A 20,620-nucleotide genomic window follows, 5' to 3' on the forward strand; every position below is an offset into this window, starting at 1 on the left:
CCTAAAATTGAAAGGGACTGAGTATTTCGTCGATCCAAGCTTGAATTTGCTGTTTTTGGCGACCTTCGGGGAAGAAGGGAAGGGCGCGACGATAGTCGGCGATCGCATAGTTCCAGTCGCCGCGCAGGTGGTGGGTACGTCCCCGTTCTGCCCAAGCGTGCCCTTGGAGTTGTCCTAGTCTTAAGGCGAAGTCGAAGTTTTCTATGGCGCGATCGTACAATTTTAATTCTCTCAAGGTGATCCCCCGATTAATTAAAGCGCGAACGTGAAGGGGGTTGAGATCGATCGCTCGGTCATAATCTGCGATCGCTTTAGTTAATTCTTTTTTGGCAGCATAGTAATTAGCGCGGTTATTGTAAGCAGCTGCTAAGTCGGGATTAATTTCAATAGCTTTGTTATAGTCGGCTAAGGCGGCATCTAGTTCACCGCTCTGATAATAAATAAATCCGCGATTGTTGTAATCGTTGGCGTTATCGGGGTGGCGAGCGAGCAAGCAAGTTATAATCGCGATCGCTTCGCAGTAGTCGCCTTGAAGCATTTTGTTTTGAGCTAATTTCCGCAGACTACTTTCTGGTGCTACCTGAGACGATGCCAAACTCGGTGTGACTGAAGAGTTGCCCCCTCGACTCGGACAATCAATTCGGTTAGGGGAAAAAGCCGTATTTGCCGATGGAACATTCGAGCAGGCTTGTCGTTTAAAACAATCTTGGTTGTCTACAAAATACCTTGTGTTCATCTGACCCCTACAATCGCTTAGGCTAAGTTTGGTTCCACACCTTACAATTTAGAAACTTGTGACTCAAAATCTCTCTATCTCTTGTGTCACTTGTAGATGTGTCTTTAGTCATAAAGACTGTCATTGGCAGTGATTAGTTCACAGAGCAATCAAAACTGTGGTCAATTTGCCAGTTGTCTACTGAGTACAAGCTACAGATTGGACGAGCGGGATTCCTGAAATAGCAGTAGATGCTACAATTTGCCACTCAATTAGGCATCTTTACTACTGTTACTGTATGTAATCAGGAAAGTAGTGATGTTGCCCGGTCGCGGTAAGATGCAAACGGTTAGTATATCTTTGTTGCTGAATGAGAGATTACCATGAGTAGCTAACGAACCGGAGTAATAAGGGAGGGAAACGCAGAGATTCGGAGTACCCAGCTACGCCAGATGAATGCTTGTAGGTGATGACTTAATAGGATCGGGCGTGCGATTCGTTGTCACCGGCGCGACCTGTAAAAGGGTCATCTGTTTCGCAGAGCCAACTCTGCTAAGGGATTCACAGCCCTTACCCTCATGTAAAAGACTCAACAGAGTCCGACCACACCTCAGTACAGTAATGGAAAAGGTGGAATGCAGGTCACAAAAGTAGCCAAAACTGGTAGCCTAAGCTGGTTAGGAGCAAGAGGGAGTTCTCTGATGGTGAACGGACGTGAATTATCGATAAACTGCGCTATACGAAGGATGTCCAAATCAGGCTGATAGGCATAAGTGGGTAGTTTTGATGCTCGGTGATCATCAAAACCTGTGAATAACCAAACTCACCGCAGAATAGATAACACCTAAAAGAGAACAGAACAACAGATGTATCAACAGGGTAAACCCAACAAGGTCTAGGGAAAGGTCGAAAACCCTAGTAGGTCAAAGGTAACGATGACGTAAACCCTTGGAGGGTAGAGGATGGATGAAAAAGCAAATGCTGATTTGTAATGAATCAGATAGAGGTTCAAATTTTGCCTCTGACCGAAAGGAAAGCAGACTTCATCTGGGTCTTATACGAAAGACGAAATGATTAAGAAATCGAATCCAATGACAAGTTAGATACCGCCATGTTTATGACAGTAAACGGACAAAGGAAACAGCTAGAAGATTGGAGCCAAATTAATTGGCGGCAAACTCGAAAAGCTGTGAGAAATCTACGTCAAAGAATCTTTCGTGCCAGACAACTTGGTGACTATCGTAAGCTACGAAGCCTACAAAAGTTAATGCTTAAAAGCGGAGCAAACCTACTGTTAGCAGTCAGACAAATCACTCAAACCAACGACGGTAAAAAGACGGCAGGGATTGACAAAGAGGTTATAAACACCCCTGCACAAAGAGTGGAATTTGTACGTAATTGGAAAGGAACAAAACCCAGTCCCACAAGACGAGTCATGATTCCCAAGCCAAACGGCAAAAAGCGTCCTCTTGGTATCCCAACCATTAAGGATAGAGTCATGCAATCAGTAGTGAAAAACGCACTAGAACCCGAATGGGAAGCACAGTTTGAAGCCAATTCATACGGATTCAGACCGGGCAGAAGTTGTCAAGATGCCATAGAACAAGGGTTTAATCAACTATCAAGATGGCATAACTGGGTTCTAGAAGCTGATATCAAAGGCTTCTTCGACAACATTGCTCATGAAGCCATTCTCGACAGTATTAGTAATTTCCCACAAAGGGAACTAATAAGAGGATGGTTAAAAGCTGGATTCATGTTCCAAGGGAAAATTAACCCGACAGAACAAGGCACACCACAAGGAGGGGTGATATCTCCGCTTCTAGCCAACATAGGACTGCATGGGTTAGAAACATACATAAAATCCACCAATCCGAAACTTGGCGTGGTGAGATACGCTGATGATTTCATAGTTACAGCTAGGGACAAAGGAAGTCTCGAAAAAGCACAAATCCAGATTCAGCAATGGATGAGAGAAAGAGGCTTAGAACTCAGCACTGAGAAGACGCTAATAACGTCAATGGAAGATGGTTTCGACTTCCTTGGCTTCAACCTAAGACACTATAGCGGTAAACTACTAACCAAACCATCCAAAAAGAAAGTATTAGCTTTCTGTAAGCGGATAGGAAAGGAAATCAAACGTCTGAATGGTCAAGAACAAGAGACAGTTATTAGAAAACTGAATCCTATTCTCAGAGGTTTTGCTAACTATTACAAAGGTGGAGTTAGCAAAGAAACTTTCAGCTATATCTCACACCGAGTATGGCAATACCTTTGGCGTTGGGCAAAGCGTAGACACCCCAACAAAAGCAAAAAGTGGGTGAAAAACCGTTACTTTAAGACCATCCAAAATAATCAATGGACGTTCACCTGTGAAAGTGAACGCCGTAGGAAAAAGGCAGAAATCACCCTGTATCCTATCGCAAAAACACCCATTGAAAGGCACATAAAGGTTAAAGGTAGCGCATCACCAGATGACCCGTCCCTAAAAGAGTACTGGGATAAACGTCACCAAAAGAACGGAAAATCATACTGGGAGAAAGGCTCAAAATATTACGAAGTAGCCCTTCTCCAAAATTGGAAATGTCCCATCTGCGGTGAACCATTAATCAATGGGGAAGAGGTCGAAACCCACCACATAGTACCTGTAGCTAAAGGCGGTCTAGACGACACAGACAACCTACAGCACTTACACGCAGCGTGCCACAAACAGGTACATTCAAAACCCAAGTTGAAAGGCTTGAAGTAAGGCTTGAGCCGTGTGTTGGGAAACTGACAAGCACGGTTCTTAGGGGAGGTGCGGGTAGTAATACCCAAACCTTACCCGACAATCAGTGGATAAAACCACGAAATACCGTGACTCATGTCCATTAAAGGATGTGAAACTCTCAAGATGATAGGGGTGCAAGCCCCCTCCACCGGGTAAGGGTGTGACTCCCAATCTAGCCACAGCGACTAGACTCGGAACTCTAGAGACTGAAGCTGGCAGTAGGGCGCAATCAGAGCTTGTTCCGAAAGCACACTGGCGCTAGGGGAGTTCCCAAGATGAAACATAGCCTAGAAAAGCAACTTAAGGTAAAGCCGGACGGAAAAGAATAACCCCCCGGACTTCACTAGAGACAATACCCGCTAGCTTTTGCCCGAAAGACTAGCCTTACCAAGGGTATCTAGTAGTTGAATTGGCTACATCTAAAGGAACGAGACAATCACTTGAGGGAACGAAGAAAAACGAATCTAAGGTCTTGGGAAAGGTCGAACCCCAGGTAGGCGTGACGAGACGCGGAAACCCCTAGATTCGGGTAGGATGCGAAGTAACTTTCGCAAGGCAATCAGAAAACACTTAAAGGAGTAGAGCATGATTAGGCACAGTCTTAGCGCTAGTGAATTCTGGAGAAAGTTACCCTCGAAGCAATTCCGACGTAACCTATTCCGCCTACAAGTGCGAGTGTTCAAAGCTATTCGAGCCAATGACCTGCGTGCGCGACCTGAACTGGTCATCTAGTATGAGGAACCCAGTCCTCTAGGAGATTCACACCTCCTACCCTCACGTAAAAGACTCGTAAGAGTCCGGTCACGGTTCAGTAAGTAATGAAACAACCGGAATGCAGACCACGAAAGTAGCCAAAACTAGCAGCCTAAGCTGGTTAGGAGCAAGAGGGAAATTCTTGAATGGTGAACGAAAGTGAACTGTCCCAAGCTACGTGACCGTTGGAGGAACCAAATAAGGCTGATAGGTTCCTATGAGGGGGCTAAAGATTTCGCAGTTCTTTAACCGTGTGAACAACCAAACCTCATCGCAGTATAGACAGCACCTAACAAGAAAAGAAAACTAGACGATACAACAGGGTAAACCCTACAAGGTCTAGGGAGAAATCCCTAGTAGGTCAAAGGTAACAATGATGAAACCCTTGAAGGGCAAAGGATGGATGAAAAAGCGAATGCTGGTTTGTAATGAATCAGATAGAGGTACCCTTCGGGAAGCCTTCGGCTACAAAATTTGCCTCTGACCGAAAGGAAAGCAGACTTCATCTGGGTCTTATACGAAAGACAAACTGACTAAGAAATCGAATCCGATGACAAGTTAGATACCGCCATGTTTATGACAGTAAACGGACAAAGGAAACAGCTAGAGGATTGGAGCCAAACCAATTGGAGACAAGTCCGAAAAGCTGTGAGAAATCTACGTCAAAGAATCTTTCGTGCCAGACAACTTGGTGACTTTCGTAAGCTACGAAGCCTACAAAAGTTGATGCTTAGAAATTACGCAAACCTACTGTTAGCAGTCAGACAAATCACTCAAACCAATGATGGTAAAAAGACCGCAGGGATTGATAAGGAGGTAATAAACACCCCAGCACAGAGAGTGAAATTTGTACGCAACTGGAAGGAAACAAAGCCCAGTCCCACAAGACGGGTGATGATTCCAAAACCAAACGGCAAAAAGCGTCCTCTTGGTATCCCAACCATTAAGGATAGAGTCATGCAGGCAGTAGTGAAAAACGCACTCTTACCCGAATGGGAGGCCGTGTTTGAAGACAATTCCTATGGCTTCAGACCTGGTAGAAGTTGTCAAGACGCAATAGAGCAATCCTTCTTAAGGTTGCAAAAAGGCAGGGACAACTGGGTTTTAGAAGCTGATATCAAAGGCTTCTTCGACAACATTGCCCATGAAGCCATCCTCAACCAGATTAGTCACTTTCCACAGAAAGAACTGATAAGAGGATGGTTAAAAGCTGGATTCATGTTCCAAGGGAAAATCAACCCAACAGAACAAGGCACGCCACAAGGAGGAGTAATATCTCCGCTCCTAGCCAACATAGGATTGCATGGATTAGAAACATACATAAAATCCACCAACCCGAAACTTGGCGTGGTGAGATATGCTGATGATTTCATAGTCACAGCTAGGGATAAAGGAAGTCTCGAAAAAGCACAAATCCAGATTCAGCAATGGATGAATTCAAGAGGCTTAGAACTCAGTTCCCAGAAGACGGTAATTACGTCAATGTCAGATGGTTTCGACTTCCTTGGCTTTAATCTAAGACACTATAGCGGTAAACTGCTAACCAAACCATCCAAAAAGAAAGTATTAGCTTTCTGTAAACGGATAGGAGAGGAAATCAAACGTCTGAATGGTCAAGAGCAAGAGGTAGTCATTAGAAAACTGAATCCTATTCTCAGGGGTTTTGCTAACTATTACAAAGGGGGAGTTAGCAAAGAAACCTTCAGCTATATCTCATACCGAATATGGCAATACCTTTGGCGTTGGGCGAGGCGTAGACACCCCAAGAAAGGCAAAAAGTGGGTCAAGAATCGTTACTTTAAAACCATCCAAAATAATCGATGGACGTTCGCTTGCGAAAGCGAACGCCGTAGGAAAAGGGTATTACTCACCCTGTATCCTATCGCAAAGACACCCATTGAAAGACACATAAAGGTTAAAGGTAGCGCGTCACCAGATGACCCCTCCCTAAAAGAATATTGGGATAAACGACACCAAAAGAAAGGGAAATCATACTGGGAGAAAGGCTCGAAATATTATGAAGTAGCCCTTCTCCAAAATTGGAAATGTCCCATCTGCGGTGAACCATTAATCAATGGGGAAGAGGTCGAAACCCACCACATAGTACCTGGTGCTAAAGGCGGTCTAGACGACACAGACAACCTACAGCACTTACACGCAGCGTGCCACAAACAGGTACATTCAAAACCCAAGTTGAAAGGCTTGAAGTAAGGCTTGAGCCGTGTGTTGGGAAACTGACAAGCACGGTTCTTAGGGGAGGTGCGGGTAGTAATACCCAAACCTTACCCGACAAAGCTAAGTCACTACAAAAGCTAATTCTGAAGTCCCGCGCCGCAAGATTACTGGCAATCCGTCAAGTAACACAGCTTAATGCAGGAAAGAAAACCCCCGGTATTGACGGCAAAGCGTCCCTGACTCATCAGGAGCGCCTTGACTTAAGCCTAAGACTTAAATCATACGTTAATAACTGGAAGCACGCCCGGTTGAGAGAAATTCCCATACCCAAGAAGGATGGGTCAACCCGGATTCTCAAAGTGCCCACTATGGCAGACAGAGCGTGGCAATGCCTCGTTAAATACGCCCTAGAACCTGCACATGAAGCAACATTCCACGAACGAAGCTACGGATTTAGAACGGGTAGGGCGGCACACGACGCTCAGAAATTCTTATTCCAAAACCTGCGCTCCTCTAGTAATGGAATGAATAAACGAGTCATCGAATTAGACATCGAAAAATGCTTCGACCGAATAAGCCATACCACCATTATGGACAGACTCGTAGCACCCCTGTACAAAACGGCATCTACCGTTGCTTGAAATCAGGAGTAAACAGTGAGTTCCCAGAACAAGGAACCCCTCAAGGCGGAGTAGTTAGCCCACTATTGGCCAATATCGCACTTAACGGCATAGAAGCAATACATCCATCAGTCCGATACGCGGATGACATGGTGTTCATACTTAAACCCAGCGATGACGCACAAAAAATACTTGACAAAATCAGTCAGTTCCTTGCACAAAGAGGAATGAAGGTTAGTGAGAAAAAGACGAAGATAACCGCAGCGACAGATGGATTTGACTTTTTAGGATGGCACTTCAAAGTGCAAAAGAACGGGAAGTTTCGGAGTGGGCCTAGTGAGGAAAACTTCAAAACTTTTCGAGGTAAAGTCAAGGAAATCGTCAACAACTCGAATTATGGGACAAAAGCCAAAGCTGAGAAGCTGGCACCCATTGTCAGAGGTTGGAGAAACTACCACCAGTTCTGTAAGTTAGATGGCTCAAGGTTTAGTTTATGGCGCATCGAAAAAAGAACTTGGAAGGTATTCAACAAAGAAAGGAAGCTTAACCGACACCAAGTTACAAACCTGGTCAATAAAGCCTTCCCGACTGTCCCTTACCACGAAAATAAATTCGTAAATGTCAAAGGGAATAAGTCGCCTTTCGATGGAGATATCACGTACTGGTCAAAACGTAACAGCAATCTATATGACGGTACAACCTCTAAGATGCTGAAAAAGCAAAACCATAAATGTGGATACTGTGGACTTTTCTTTATTGGAGAAGAAAAGGTACATTTACACCACAAAGATGGCAACCATAACAACTGGAAAGACAATAACCTGATGGTTGTACACGAAAGTTGCCACGACTACATCCACATGAGCAAACAAGATTGTCGGGAGCCGGGTGCTGGGAAACCTGCACGCCCGGATCTAACTGAGAGGGGCGAGGGGTAATTCCCTCCCTCGACTCAACCAAGTTCTAAGCGTCGGGGAAGGAACATGGTCAAGTTCGTATGATGCAACACCATAACCCATTACAAGCCAGCAAGCAATGTCGATGCAAACTTAACCCGTAAGGAGCGCAGAAATGCAAAATTATGTGTTTGTTCTTAATGCCGATAGGATGCCATTAGACATGGTGCATCCCGGCAGAGCAAGAGAATTGCAGTCTAAAGGAAAGGCGAAACCAATACGCCAATACCCTTATGTCCTGATCCTGCAAAGTCAGATCGAAAAACCCACTACCAAGCAATACAGCCTCAAAATCGATCCAGGTTCTGAGTGGACAGGTTTTGCTATTCAGTGCGGCGAAGATATAGTATGGAGCATGGAACTCAAGCATCGAGGATTGCAAATCAAGGATGGATTGATCAACAGGGCCCGATTTCGTCGCCATCGCCGCACTCAGTTACGCTATCGCTTTGCCAGATTTGATCGCCGCAAGCCTGAAGGATGGTTAGCGCCCTCACTTAGACATCGAGTTCAAACTGTGGAAACTTGGATTAAGCGATTTATGCGATACTGCCCCATTAGCTGTATCGAACTCGAACAAGTGCGATTCGACCTGCAAAAGATGCAAAACCCTGAAATCTCAGGAGTTGAATATCAACAAGGCACCTTGGCAGGTTACGAAGTTAGACAGTATTTACTCCAGAAATGGGGCAGGAAATGTGCTTACTGTGGGGTACAAAATACGCCCCTGGAAATTGAACATATTCACCCAAAGTCAAAAGGTGGTTCTCAGAGAGTTTCAAACCTGACATTAGCTTGTCATCCTTGCAACCAAGCCAAAAGCGATCGAGATATCAGTGACTTTCTCGCCCACAAACCTAATATCTTGACTCGGATTCAAAGTCAGATGAAGCAACCGCTAAATCATGCTGCGGCGGTTAATTCAACCCGTTTTGCTATTGTCACAATGGTGAAAACTGTATGCGACACCGTGAAATGCTGGACTGGTGGCAGAACTAAGTTTAATCGAGTCCAACAAGGTTTCTTTAAATCCCACAGTATTGATGCTGCCTGTGTTGGTGAATCTGGCGCAAAAATTCAACTCCTGACTCACCAGCCGTTGATTGTGACTTGTAGGGGACATGGGAATCGCCAAGCAAGGCGAGCTAACGCATCGGGGTTTCCCGCTGTTAAAAATGCTAAGGAGGTGTTTCATCATGTAACTGCTGGCGATATTGTCAAGGTTTGTCTCGACAAGGATAGAAAAACCGTGAAAGGGGGAACCTATACCGCAAGGGTAAAAACCCCGACAAAGAAAGGATGTGAAGTGCTGATTAATGGCAACCGTGTCAGCTTCTCATCCATGCAAAATATTGATTTCATTCACCGGAGCGATGGATATGGCTATGGATTCTGAAAAACTACCTTTTACTGGGAATTACTCCAAAATTCCGCTATCTGATGTTACGACAACTGCTTTCCTAAATGCTAAAGCCCCTGATGTGTCAGCTGATGATTATGTGGTTCTGGGATTAGCAACTTGCTTTGTAAAAGCAGATGGCGAAGTACATCAGGTTTCTGTGGTGGAACCTATTCCTTCTGCGGCGCTAGAAGCGTTGCTCAAAGGCATTCCTACTTCTTATCAATTTGCTTATGCGACTACGTTGGGGGCGGTTTTACCCAGTGAGGTACCGCAGTTACCAGCTGATTTTCCTGCTGATGCTCAGTTTTGTGATGATTTTGCTCAAAGGGCGATCGCAGCTGCACGTACCTACAAGAGTCGTCCGGTTGCTCAATCCCATATTCCCCCAGGGACAACCCGCAATGATTTTAATTATTCTGTAGAACGCAAGCGAGTATTAAATTCTCAGCGAATTGTTCGTACAGAAGATAATGTCAAGCAGCACGAATACACACACAAAACCCTGTAACAAATTAACTAACTTTAACCAAGATGTTGAAACTATACGGTGGCGCTTTTAGTCGGGCGACAATTGTTAAATGGTATTTGGAAGAGTTGAGTGTTCCTTATGAGTTCGTTTTGTTGGATATGCAAAATGGGGAACACAAAAAACCTGAGTTTTTAGCGATTAACCCAATAGGAAAAGTTCCGGCAATTGTGGATGGAGATTTTCAACTTTGGGAGTCGGGTGCTATTCTGTTGTATCTGGCCCAAAAGTATGGCAATTTACCTGCTTCCCCAGAGTATAAAGCGACGCTGACTCAGTGGGTGTTGTTCGCTAATGCTACACTGGGGCCGGGGGTGTTTGTGGAGGCAAATCGCGATCGGGAAATGCCTCGCTTAATGACTGCATTAAATTCAATTTTGGAAAAACAACCTTATTTGTTAGGCGAAGAGTTTAGTGTGGCAGATGTGGCAGTGGGATCGATGTTAGCCTACATTCCTATGATGTTAAAGGAAGTCGATCTTAGTCCCTACCCAGATGTTTTAGATTATATGAAACGGGTGACAGAACGCCCTGCTTTTCAAAAGGCAATGCAGCGCTAACTAAGGGAGCAATCTAAAACCTTAAATCTGAAATCTGAAATCTGAAATTGAATGTCCCACGATGAGTAGTCGTGGGCTTCTCTATTGCCTAAATAAAAATAGAGAGATAACGTAGATTTGGAGTGTTTTGCCCCGACACTATACAAATTGCTTTTTTTGACAAACAAATCTTAAAAATATGCCAGAAATCAGACTTAACCTAATTACTAGAGATTGGGTAATCATTGCTACTGAGAGAGCGAAAAGACCCCATGAATTAGTTACTTCAAAACCCCTCAAAACAGCAGTGCCATCCTATAGCCCCAGTTGTCCATTTTGTGCGGGAAATGAGGAGCGAACACCGATTGAATGTGGTCGAATTAGTGATGCTAATGGTTGGAAAGTGCGCTCTGTTCCTAATAAGTTTCCTGCCTTAGCAACTGAAGGTGAACCTACAATGCACCTCCAAGGAATTTATCATTCTATGGAAGCTGTAGGGGTTCACGAAGTAGTAATTGAACATCCTCGTCATGATTTAACTACTGCTTTACTACCTGTGTCAGATGTAGCTAATATTATTTTCCTGTATCGCCAACGTTATCAAGAAATTAGGAAAGATAAGAGAGTCAGGTCAATTATTATTTTCAAAAATCATGGTGAAAGAGCAGGTACTTCTTTAGAACATCCCCATTCCCAAATTGCTGCTACTCCCGTTGTCCCCTCACAAATTCGGATTCGCATTGAAGAGGCGATTCGATTTTTTGATGATACCGGAGAATGTTTGTTTTGCCGAACTTTGAGAGAGGAATTAGCAGCAAACAAAAGAATCGTTTTCCAAAGTGAATATTTTGTTGCTTTTATTCCTTATGCAGCGCTTTCTCCTTTTCATATTTGGATTTTTCCCCTGCGTCATAGTTCGTCTTTTGATGAAATTACCGATCCAGAGCTTTGGGATCTTGCCTTGACTTTAAAAACTGTTTTAGCCAAATTATACTATGGTTTAAATAATCCTGATTATAATTATTCTATTCGTTCTCTTCCTACTGATTCATTTGCGAAAGATTACTTTCACTGGTATATTGCTGTTGTGCCTCGGTTGGGAATTACTGCTGGTTTTGAATTAGGAAGTGGGATGTATATTAACCCGGCTTTACCGGAAGAAAGTGCCAAATATTTATCAGACTTAGAACTTCCTCAGTAAGGGTTGATCGCCAGTTTTGGGGTTATTTAATAGATAAAACTGCCTGACTTTTAACTAATTGTTTAAAATCGCCAAATGGCAGGGGGCGACTAAATAAGTAACCTTGCATTTCATCACATCCGTTTTGGCGGAGGAATTGCAGTTCTCCTTCAGTTTCCACTCCTTCAGCAATTACTTTTAAACCTAGTTGATGAGCCATGTCAATGATAGCTTTAGTAATGGCTTGCTTTTTGCTATTTTGCTCAACAGCACGCACAAAGCACTGATCGATTTTTAAAATATCAAATGGTAGTTGTTGTAAATAGTTTAGTGAAGAGTATCTGGTGCCAAAATCATCGATCGCAATTTTGATCCCCAAGGATTTCAATAATTTTAATTTATTAACTGCTAAGGTAACATCAGCAATTAACAAACTTTCCGTTAATTCAAATTCTATAAATTTTGGATCAATACCAGCGTTTAATGTGATTTCAAGTAATTGTTGGGGTAACTCTTGTTGATTGAACTGATAACCTGATAAATTCACTGCTACCCGGATAAATCCTAACCCTTCTTGATGCAGAGCTTTTGTATGTTTACAAGCTGTTTTTAACACCCAATCACTAATTGGTTTAATCAAACCTGTTTCTTCAGCTATCGGAATAAATTTAGCTGGGGAAATAAATCCTTTAGCTGGCTGATACCAACGCAAAAGAGCTTCAGCACCGACAATTTTACCTGTGCGTAAATCTACTTTAGGCTGATAGTAAAGTTGTAGTTCTCGACGCTCTATAGCATAACGCAAATCAACTTCTAGTTCTATTTCGTTGCCACAATCTATACTCAATAATTCCCGATAAAATTCATGGCGATTTCCTCCTAAATTTTGGGCATAATTCATAGCTTTTTTGCTATTATTGATTAATTCCTCTAATTTATGACCATCATAATTTAAAATTGCTATGCCGATGCTGGCGGTGACAAAAATTTCCCGATGATTAATCAAGAAAGATTCGTTGAATAATTGGAGAATTTGTTGAGCAGCGTCGGTAACTTCTCTTTTAGTTTTCAGTGGGTTGAGGACGATCGCAAATTCATCATTATTTAACTTCGCCAAAAGTTCGCGATCGCCTAAATGACTGATTAATCTTTTTTCTAGTAAGTTCACCAGAGATTCATTTTCTTGATAACCCAATATGTTGCTGAGTTTTTGTAACCGATCTAAACGCAAACAACACACCGGAACAATACTTTCATTACTGGTTGTTTCATTCAGAGCATTAATAATTTGCTCAAACTTTTTTTCTAATAATTTTAAACTGGATACTTGACTTAATTGTTGTAATTGTTCTTGAGCAACCTGAATTTGTGCAGTGTAACGAATTGCCGTTGCTTTTTCAGTTTCATATCTTTGTAAAGCAATTTCAATAGTAGTGCGGACATCTTGTGGCTTAAAAGGTTTAACTAAATAACCATAAGGTTCTGTATGTTTGGCTTTTTCTAAAGTATCATTATCAGCATAAGCGGTCATGTAAACTATAGGAATTTGCAGTTGAGTATGAATTGTATGTGCTGCTGTTATGCCGTCAATATCTCCTGGTAACATGATATCCATGAGTACTAAGTCTGGATGATTGGCGATCGCTTCTTGAATAGCTTCTTCACCTGTACTAACTACACCTACTACCTCATAACCTTGCTGTTTGAGATTTCTGGAAATATTTTCGGCTGCAATTAGCTCGTCTTCAACTATAAGGATTTTAATGTTTGTTTTCATAATTCTTCTATTTTCCTTTTCAAAGTTTAACATGATTTTTGCTTAAGTAAATAGGCATTTTAAATCCTGGGTTTATAGGGAAGCTGCTGAAATGTTAATTTGAAAAAAGTCCCCGATTGAAAATCAAATTCTAAATTAGCTTTCAATTGCTTGGCGAGAATTTGGACTAGTTTTAAACCTAAAGAAGCCGGATTTTGCCAGTCCACAGTAGCGGGAATACCAATGCCATTATCTGCGACAATTAAATTTAATTGCTGATTCTCAGATTGAAAGAGTTGCACTTTTACTTCTCCAGATTTACCATTTGGGAATGCGTGTTTATAAGTATTTGTAATTAATTCATTGATAATTAAACCGCAAGGAATAGCTGTCTCTAAATTTAATGATAATGGTTGGGTTTCCACAATTAAATTAATAGGTTTACTATTACTATTAAACGATGTACAAAGATTACCAATTAACCGCCGAATATATTTCTCTAAATTCACCTTTCCTAAATCTTCAGATTGATATAGTTGCTCATGAATTAATGCCATTGTGTAGATACGATTTTGGCTATCATCAAAAATCTCTATGAGCTTTGGATCGTTAATAGTATGAGCTTGTAAATGTAAGAGGCTAGCAATTACATGAAGGTTATTTTTGACGCGATGGTGAATTTCTTTGAGTAAAATTTCTTTTTCTTCCAGCGCTAGGTGAACTTTTTGTTCTGCTTCTTTACGCCGAGTAATGTCACGCACAATTATTAATACTTCATCTTTACCACAGGGGGAAATTCGCACTTCTTCATAACAAATTTTGTTATATTTTAGGAGTTGATGTTCGTAAATTTGGACTTCTTTGGTAGTCAGTGCTTGTTCTATTTGTTCTAACTGTTTTTGCAGTATATCTGGTGTCAGTAATTCGTCAAGGTGGCTGGCAATCGGTACATAATTTTTAATTGAAGGATCTTTGGGAGGAATGAAGTTTAGGCAAGTTCCATCTCTTTTTACCCGCAACAATAAATCGGGAATTGCATCAATAATTGCCAGATTTGTCGCTTCACTTTGCGATAATACTGCTTCTGTAATTTTTCGCTTAGTAATGTCTGTAACCATACTCAATGCACCAATATATTCTCCTGTTTGATTCTGAATTGGGGAGCAAGAAACGATCGCCCATAAATCCGAGCCATCTTTACGCCGAAATTTAAAATCCTGCTGTTCTCTAATACCTTGGCGGCAAAGTTTTATTCTTTCTTTTGCTATAAGTTGGCTTTCTTTCTCCATGAATTTAAAAATAGATTTTCCGAGCATTTCTTCTATGGTATAGCCCAACATTGTGGCTATTTTACTATTGACAAAAGTAGTTTTATTCTGACGATCGAATTGCCAAATTCCTTCAGTAGCAGTTTCCACAATCCGACGATATTGTTCTTCACTGGCGCGTAAAGCTTCTTCTGTAAGTTTGTGAGTGCTAATGTTACGAACGATCGCCAAAATTTGGTCATTTTTCCCAGGAACTAGGCGAGCTTCTTCCCAACCTCTTTCGCTGTTGGCAAAAGTTAATTTATACTCAATTGTGACAGGAGTTTGTGTTTGTCTGGCTTGGGCGATCGCATTTTTATATTGAGCAAAAACATCTGGTGGTAAGATTTCAAATAAATGTGAGCCTAAAAAGCTTTGATTTGGTAAATCTAGACTTACGTTTGCCGCCCTATTCTGATAACTTGTAATACTATAACTTTTATCTATGTGAAATATTCCATCAGGAATAGCTTGTAAAATAGCTGCCATTTCTTCTACTACTAAAGCCGATTGTTGTTCTCTTCGTTTTATTTTTCCGGGCAAAAAACGGAGCTTCCAGGATTGGATAGCGACTGGTAAAGCGAAAAATTTAGATTGATATAATAAATAAATTAGCAAAATAAATATTACATAATAGCTCAAGAAAATTGAGTTAGTTAGAACTAATTCTAACCCCCTTATGCTAAACTCTTTGCTGAAAAATTTTCCGATATCAGCCATTGTAGTTAGTTTCCTTTAGTTGATTATTGTCAATTCTTAATTTCAGCAAGCAATAAACAATAAATTTGGCAATCTTGCAACTTGATATATTTACATCTGGGAATTTTAGGCATTTCTCACTTCCAACTTAACCAGGTATAAGTAGGCCATTACCGCAAATTTTTGACCCTGATTCTTTTTGATTTAAAACCAAATTATCAGCAAGTATTCAATCATTTACAGTTGTTCAATTTAGCTTGATAATCATTAATTATTGCCCGGACTGAGCAATACATAACTAATAATATAAAACAACTTATTCAATTTGTATAGGTAAACCTATTGAAATTTAATATAATTTTTAAAGTTATCATAATTTTAATATAACTTCAATAAAAACCGATGTTATTACTCATACTATATTATAGTTTAATTGCCATATTAAACTAAATTTTGAGTTTTTCAGTACTTTTACTTAATAATTTAGGTGGAAAATCTAAAAATAAGTGAATACTAGGGCATTTACTGAGAAAGTTTACTCAAGAGTTTTACTGCGATCGCTCAAGTCTTTTTAATTATATGTAATCAAAGGGAAAGAATGTTGCCAGACTTTCCCCCTGATATTGAGAAGTGGTGTACTTAACAAAAAAACAAAAAGCGATCGATCACGTTGTATATTCAGCGTTAATCTTCACATAATCGTAACTCAGGTCACAGCCCCAAGCTTTGCCAGAGCCATTCCCGTTACCAATGCTGACAGAAATTAACACTGTGTCATCTTGTAAAAAAGTACCCGAAGCTGCTTTTTTGAGATACTCATTAGCCGCAGAACGATCGAAGGGTAAAGGCTGACCATTTTCCATCAACAGGAAATCACCCAGACTAATTTGCAAATCTTTTTGATCGAAATGCACGCCTGCACGACCAGCCGCAGCAGCAATTCTACCCCAATTTGGGTCACGACCGAAGATAGCAGATTTTACCAAAGAGGAGCCAGCGATCGTTCTGGCAATTTGACGCGCCGCGCGATCGTCCGCTGCGCCAGAAACTACCACTTCAACTAAGCAGGTAGCACCTTCGCCATCCCGCGCCATTGCCTTAGCCAAATGTTGACAAACTGCGGTTAACATTGCTTCCAACTTCTCTGCTTCCGGGCTCATTTCCGTAATTGCCGGAGTGCGGGATTGACCGTTTGCCAAAGCAATTAAACTGTCATTGGTGCTAGTATCGCCATCCACTGTAATTTGGTTAAAAGTTTTGTCAGCGGCGCGAGAGAGCATTTCTTGCCACAGAGAAGGAGAAACAGCGGCATCGCAAGTGACAAAAGATAACATTGTCGCCATGTTAGGATGAATCATCCCTGCACCTTTGGCAATTCCCCCAATTCGCACGGGACGACCATCGATCGTAGTTTCCAAAGCAATACTTTTCGGCACAGTATCGGTAGTCATAATTGCCCTAGCTGCCGTGTCTCCCCCAGTCTCGGAAAGGGAAGCAGTTAATTGGGGAATAGCAGCTTTTAAGATGTCCATTTTAATTCTTTGACCGATTACCCCTGTAGAGGCAAGTAAGATCGAATCTGCCGGAATATTTAAAGCTTCTCCCAAGACTTTAGCGCATTCTTGGGCATCAGCCATGCCTTGATCGCCTGTAGCGGCGTTAGCTTGTCCAGAGTTGCAGAGAATCGCTCTAGCACTGGGTTTAGTTTGCAATATTTGCCGACAATAGTCCACTGGTGCAGCGCGGACAACAGAGGTGGTGAAGACTCCAGCTGCGATCGCCTCCTCATCCGACACAATTAAAGCTAAATCCGGCAATCCCGAAGCCTTCAATCCCGCCGTAATTCCCGCCGCCCGATACCCTCTCGGTGCTGTAATGCTACCATCAATCACCTGCCAATCTGACATTTTTTCTTCTCCAAACAGCTTTTGCTTGTTTGAAAGGCGATTATATCAGGATTGGTCTTATGTCATTGGTTATTTGTCATTTGTCATTGGTTATTTGTCATTTGTCATTTGTCATTGGTTATTTGTCATTTGTCATTTGTGGTGAGGAAGGTCTAAGCCAACGGTAGTCTCGCTGAATGTTGAGAGATGCTTGTAAGTAAGTAGATGTAAATAAAGTGAAAACTCTCGTCAGGCATCCTGCCTACCCCACAGTAGGGGCAATTCATGAATTGCCCCTACTGTGGGGTAGGCTCTCCTAGCCAGCCCCATCCGAATCTAACTATTATCACTTTATTTATTTGCACCTACTTATTGCTGGGGTTGCCACTGCGGAAAAAGAAAGACAGAAAACTCACTACCATAGGACTTACGCTCCCAACCCGGTTTTTTAAAGTAATTCCGAAATTTTCAGCGTCAAATTAGTAACGAAAAACCGGGTTTCTTGGCTTATGGTGCGTAAGTCCTATACCAATAACCAATAACCAATGACCAATAACCAATGACCAATGACCAATGACCAATGACCAATGACCAAAAAAAAAGGGGAGCCGCTTGGATAACGACTCTCCCGATCATCAGGGTGCATCTACTTACATCAATATACCATTCTGGGTATGGGGGGTGACACCCCCTTTTTAAGTTTTTTATGAAATTTGGCGGGTTTTTCGTAAAGAAGTTATCAAGATTGCAACTTCTTGGTTAGGAGTTGGTTGGTGAGTTGGGGGTCGGCGCGACCGTTCGTTTCTTTCATCATTTGTCCGACGAAGAAGCCGAGTAGTTTGGTTTTGCCTTTGCGGTATTGTTCCAACTCTTTGGGATTGGCGGCTATGATTTTGTCGATTAGGGATTCTAAAACGGCAGGATCGGAGATTAATCCTTTATTTTTGACCATTTCCTTGACTGAGCCGCCTTTGGTGAGCAGTTCTGGCAGGATTTCTTTGGCAATCTTGCCGCTGATGGTTTTATCTTCGATTAAGGAGATGAGTTCAGCCAGAGTCTCTGGTTTCAGGGCAATTTCGGAAATACTGAGTTTTTCGTTGTTCAGGTAAGCCGTAATATCACCCATTACCCAGTTTGCTGCTTGTTTGGGGCTAGCACCATTAGCGACAACGGCTTCAAAATATTCGGCTACGGCGCGATCGTCCGTGAGTACCCTCGCGTCGTAAGGGGAAAGTCCCAGTTCGCTTTCGTAACGGTGGCGCTTGGCGGCTGGTAATTCGGGTAATTCTTCTTTCCAGTGTTGTTTTTGTTCGGCTGAAACTTCCAAAGGTGCAAGATCGGGTTCGGGGAAGTAGCGATAGTCGCTGGAACCTTCTTTTTTTCGCATACTAACGGTTCTTTGACTTCCTTCTTCCCAAAGGCGTGTTTCTTGAACGATTTTTTCTCCGGCTTCGAGTGCAGCTGTTTGCCGTTCTATTTCGTAATCGATCGCCCTTTGAATCGCACTAAAGGAGTTCATATTTTTAATTTCTACTTTAGTGCCAAATTCTTTTTGTCCCACTGGACGCACGGAAACGTTAACATCACAACGCAGGGAACCTTCTTGCATATTCCCATCGCTGACTCCCAGGTAACGCATGATTCGCCGCAGTTCTTGAGCATATTCCGCTGCTTCAGGTCCCGATCGCATATCTGGTTCGGAGACAATTTCTAACAAAGGAACGCCTGTGCGGTTGAAGTCAACTAAGGAATAGGTAGAACCGGAAAGGCGATCGCTACCTGCGTGGACTAACTTACCTGCATCTTCTTCCATGTGCAGACGAGTAATACCAATCTTCTTCCTTGTTGCGTTACCTTCTTCATCTACTAACTCAATTTCTAGCCAACCATGTTCACAAATTGGCAAGTCATATTGAGATATTTGATAATTCTTTGGTAAGTCAGGATAGAAGTATTGCTTGCGATCGAACTTGCTATAAGGCGCAATTTCCGCATTCAGGGCTAAACCTGCTTTTACGGCATATTCCAGCACCTTTTGATTGAGTACTGGTAATACTCCTGGCATCCCCATACAAATAGGACAAACATTTTCGTTTGGTGCTGCACCAAACTTGGTAGAGCAATTACAGAAAATTTTGGTAGCAGTACTCAGTTGACAATGGGTTTCTAAACCAATGATGGCTTCGTACTTAGTTTTAGCTGGAGCAGCTGTAGTCATAATTGAATAAATTGCAGCTTTCTTGAGAATAGGCTTCTATTTTAACCTCTGCGTCCTCCCATGATAATCGGTTTTCCGCAAATTTTTCGCCCTATTTCCATCAGCAAATTTTAGAGCCAACTGAGTAACTGCTGCAATTATTTTTACAAAAATTCCCCAATTCTATAGAGCAGGTTTCTGTGAAACAAGAATCCCCCGTCACAGCGTAGCGTTCGACTGATCTCACGCCGAAGTCTTGACGGCGGGAGTGTCAAGTTCCCATATATTTACTAAAAATATCGGCAATATATTGATCTGTCACTATTTCCTTCTCCATTTCCGAACTAAACTGAGAGCGAATTGCCGCCAATTCTCCTGCATCCAACCAAAAACCTGCACAATTAGGACATTCATCCACTAAAACCTGTTTTTTAATGCTGTAATAATGCCGCATCATCGGGATATGTGAACACTTAGGACAATACCTTCTGAGATTAGGATTAACTTCCACTTCTGGACTTTTTTTAATATTTAGTAGACTTTCTCCCTGTACCTCTTGAATGTTGTCAACTTTTGGCAATTCAAAGCGATCGAACCAAATACCCCCACAACCACCTTCACAAGCATCAACAAGGATATTTCCAGCTAATTTCTGACTTAACTCGTTGCCACAAGCAGGACATTTCATATATTTACTCTCCCAACTAACTTTTTAATTTTATCCTTTCTGCTAAAAAGTAAAACAATGCAATTCCTGCTAAGTCAGCGATTAGGTCTAAAAAGCTAGAAGCCTGTTTGGGTGAAAGTGTTTGCAGTATTTCATCTAACATACAACAGAGCGCTATGATTAACGGCCCTTGGGGAAAAAGTATCCCAAATACCATTACATATCGTTTATTTAAAGCTAGATGACTAAAAAAGGCAGCTAGCCCCAGTAATAGAAACTCTATGAATGTATCGGCAAAAGGTATCCTCAACATTAGAGGTTGCAGACTTTTTAAATAGGCAGAAGTTGAAATAAAAATTAAAAATCCTAGATATAAGCTACAAGCAAAAATCCAAATTTTGTTTGACGATCTCATCTTGGAAAAGTTCATAGTTGCTGAGCCTGCTATAAAAGTTGACAAAAACTACAAAGG

12 protein-coding genes and 1 pseudogene are annotated in these 20,620 nt (G+C 41.8%); 7 read left to right on the forward strand and 6 right to left on the reverse strand.

From position 1 onward, the window contains the following. Position 1: 1 nt before the first annotated feature. Positions 2-736, reverse strand: coding sequence for a tetratricopeptide repeat protein (locus ACE1CI_RS09140; protein ID WP_413268383.1), 735 nt, complete (start codon positions 734-736; stop codon positions 2-4). Between the two features lie 1,090 nt (positions 737-1,826). Between ACE1CI_RS09140 and ltrA (ACE1CI_RS09145) the strand changes: the two genes are divergently transcribed. The 7 genes and pseudogenes from ltrA (ACE1CI_RS09145) to galT all read left to right on the forward strand — a co-directional run bounded on the left by ltrA (ACE1CI_RS09145) (position 1,827) and on the right by galT (position 11,657). Next, on the forward strand, positions 1,827-3,464 hold the full coding sequence (gene ltrA, locus ACE1CI_RS09145) for a group II intron reverse transcriptase/maturase (RefSeq protein ID WP_496615352.1): 1,638 nt from the start codon (positions 1,827-1,829) through the stop codon (positions 3,462-3,464). A gap of 1,344 nt (positions 3,465-4,808) precedes the next feature. Beyond that, positions 4,809-6,449: a group II intron reverse transcriptase/maturase gene (ltrA, locus tag ACE1CI_RS09150; protein ID WP_496615353.1), complete on the forward strand. Its 1,641-nt coding sequence runs from the start codon at positions 4,809-4,811 to the stop codon at positions 6,447-6,449. Positions 6,450-6,529: 80 nt separating this feature from the next. Then, positions 6,530-7,971, forward strand: a pseudogene (locus ACE1CI_RS09155) (group II intron reverse transcriptase); the annotation flags it as partial. Positions 7,972-8,104: 133 nt separating this feature from the next. Further along, positions 8,105-9,385 carry an RNA-guided endonuclease IscB gene (iscB, locus tag ACE1CI_RS09160; protein WP_413262976.1) on the forward strand — a complete coding sequence of 427 codons (1,281 nt, stop codon included), beginning with the start codon at positions 8,105-8,107 and terminating at the stop codon, positions 9,383-9,385. Continuing rightward, positions 9,375-9,899, forward strand: coding sequence for a hypothetical protein (locus tag ACE1CI_RS09165; RefSeq protein WP_413262977.1), 525 nt, complete (start codon positions 9,375-9,377; stop codon positions 9,897-9,899). Before iscB ends, ACE1CI_RS09165 begins: the two co-directional genes overlap by 11 nt. 23 nt (positions 9,900-9,922) lie before the next feature. Next, the gene (locus ACE1CI_RS09170) at positions 9,923-10,477 is read left to right on the forward strand and encodes a glutathione S-transferase family protein (protein WP_413262975.1); all 555 of its coding nucleotides are present in this window, start codon (positions 9,923-9,925) and stop codon (positions 10,475-10,477) included. A gap of 178 nt (positions 10,478-10,655) precedes the next feature. After that, positions 10,656-11,657: a galactose-1-phosphate uridylyltransferase gene (gene galT, locus ACE1CI_RS09175; protein WP_413262974.1), complete on the forward strand. Its 1,002-nt coding sequence runs from the start codon at positions 10,656-10,658 to the stop codon at positions 11,655-11,657. A 22-nt stretch (positions 11,658-11,679) separates the two neighbouring features. Here the strand turns inward: galT and ACE1CI_RS09180 are convergent, their stop codons facing one another. The 5 genes from ACE1CI_RS09180 to ACE1CI_RS09200 all read right to left on the reverse strand — a co-directional run bounded on the left by ACE1CI_RS09180 (position 11,680) and on the right by ACE1CI_RS09200 (position 20,169). Then, entirely contained in the window at positions 11,680-13,413 is a 1,734-nt protein-coding gene (locus tag ACE1CI_RS09180; protein WP_413262973.1) for a putative bifunctional diguanylate cyclase/phosphodiesterase, read from the reverse strand. Between the two features lie 59 nt (positions 13,414-13,472). Then, complete coding sequence (locus ACE1CI_RS09185) at positions 13,473-15,419, reverse strand: PAS domain S-box protein (protein ID WP_413262972.1); 1,947 nt, start codon at positions 15,417-15,419, stop codon at positions 13,473-13,475. Positions 15,420-16,063: 644 nt separating this feature from the next. Next, the gene (gene argJ, locus ACE1CI_RS09190; protein WP_413262971.1) at positions 16,064-17,305 is read right to left on the reverse strand and encodes a bifunctional ornithine acetyltransferase/N-acetylglutamate synthase; all 1,242 of its coding nucleotides are present in this window, start codon (positions 17,303-17,305) and stop codon (positions 16,064-16,066) included. Between the two features lie 718 nt (positions 17,306-18,023). Next, entirely contained in the window at positions 18,024-19,502 is a 1,479-nt protein-coding gene (gene gatB, locus ACE1CI_RS09195) for an Asp-tRNA(Asn)/Glu-tRNA(Gln) amidotransferase subunit GatB (RefSeq protein WP_413262970.1), read from the reverse strand. A gap of 250 nt (positions 19,503-19,752) precedes the next feature. Continuing rightward, the gene (locus ACE1CI_RS09200; protein ID WP_413262969.1) at positions 19,753-20,169 is read right to left on the reverse strand and encodes a zf-TFIIB domain-containing protein; all 417 of its coding nucleotides are present in this window, start codon (positions 20,167-20,169) and stop codon (positions 19,753-19,755) included. Positions 20,170-20,620: the final 451 nt, after the last annotated feature.

The organism is Floridaenema flaviceps BLCC-F50 (assembly GCF_041929275.2).
Lineage (GTDB): Bacteria > Cyanobacteriota > Cyanobacteriia > Cyanobacteriales > Aerosakkonemataceae > Floridanema > Floridanema flaviceps.

Excerpts from the sequence above, each read along its gene's own strand:
- gatB (WP_413262970.1), bottom strand. The coding sequence starts at position 19,502 with ATGACTACAGCTGCTCCAGCTAAAACTAAGTACGAAGCCATCATTGGT.
- argJ (WP_413262971.1), bottom strand. The coding sequence starts at position 17,305 with ATGTCAGATTGGCAGGTGATTGATGGTAGCATTACAGCACCGAGAGGG.
- ACE1CI_RS09185 (WP_413262972.1), bottom strand. The coding sequence starts at position 15,419 with ATGGCTGATATCGGAAAATTTTTCAGCAAAGAGTTTAGCATAAGGGGG.
- galT (WP_413262974.1), top strand. The coding sequence starts at position 10,656 with ATGCCAGAAATCAGACTTAACCTAATTACTAGAGATTGGGTAATCATT.
- ACE1CI_RS09165 (WP_413262977.1), top strand. The coding sequence starts at position 9,375 with ATGGATTCTGAAAAACTACCTTTTACTGGGAATTACTCCAAAATTCCG.
- ltrA (WP_496615352.1), top strand. The coding sequence starts at position 1,827 with ATGTTTATGACAGTAAACGGACAAAGGAAACAGCTAGAAGATTGGAGC.
- iscB (WP_413262976.1), top strand. The coding sequence starts at position 8,105 with ATGCAAAATTATGTGTTTGTTCTTAATGCCGATAGGATGCCATTAGAC.
- ACE1CI_RS09140 (WP_413268383.1), bottom strand. The coding sequence starts at position 736 with ATGAACACAAGGTATTTTGTAGACAACCAAGATTGTTTTAAACGACAA.
- ACE1CI_RS09180 (WP_413262973.1), bottom strand. The coding sequence starts at position 13,413 with ATGAAAACAAACATTAAAATCCTTATAGTTGAAGACGAGCTAATTGCA.
- ACE1CI_RS09170 (WP_413262975.1), top strand. The coding sequence starts at position 9,923 with ATGTTGAAACTATACGGTGGCGCTTTTAGTCGGGCGACAATTGTTAAA.
- ACE1CI_RS09200 (WP_413262969.1), bottom strand. The coding sequence starts at position 20,169 with ATGAAATGTCCTGCTTGTGGCAACGAGTTAAGTCAGAAATTAGCTGGA.
- ltrA (WP_496615353.1), top strand. The coding sequence starts at position 4,809 with ATGTTTATGACAGTAAACGGACAAAGGAAACAGCTAGAGGATTGGAGC.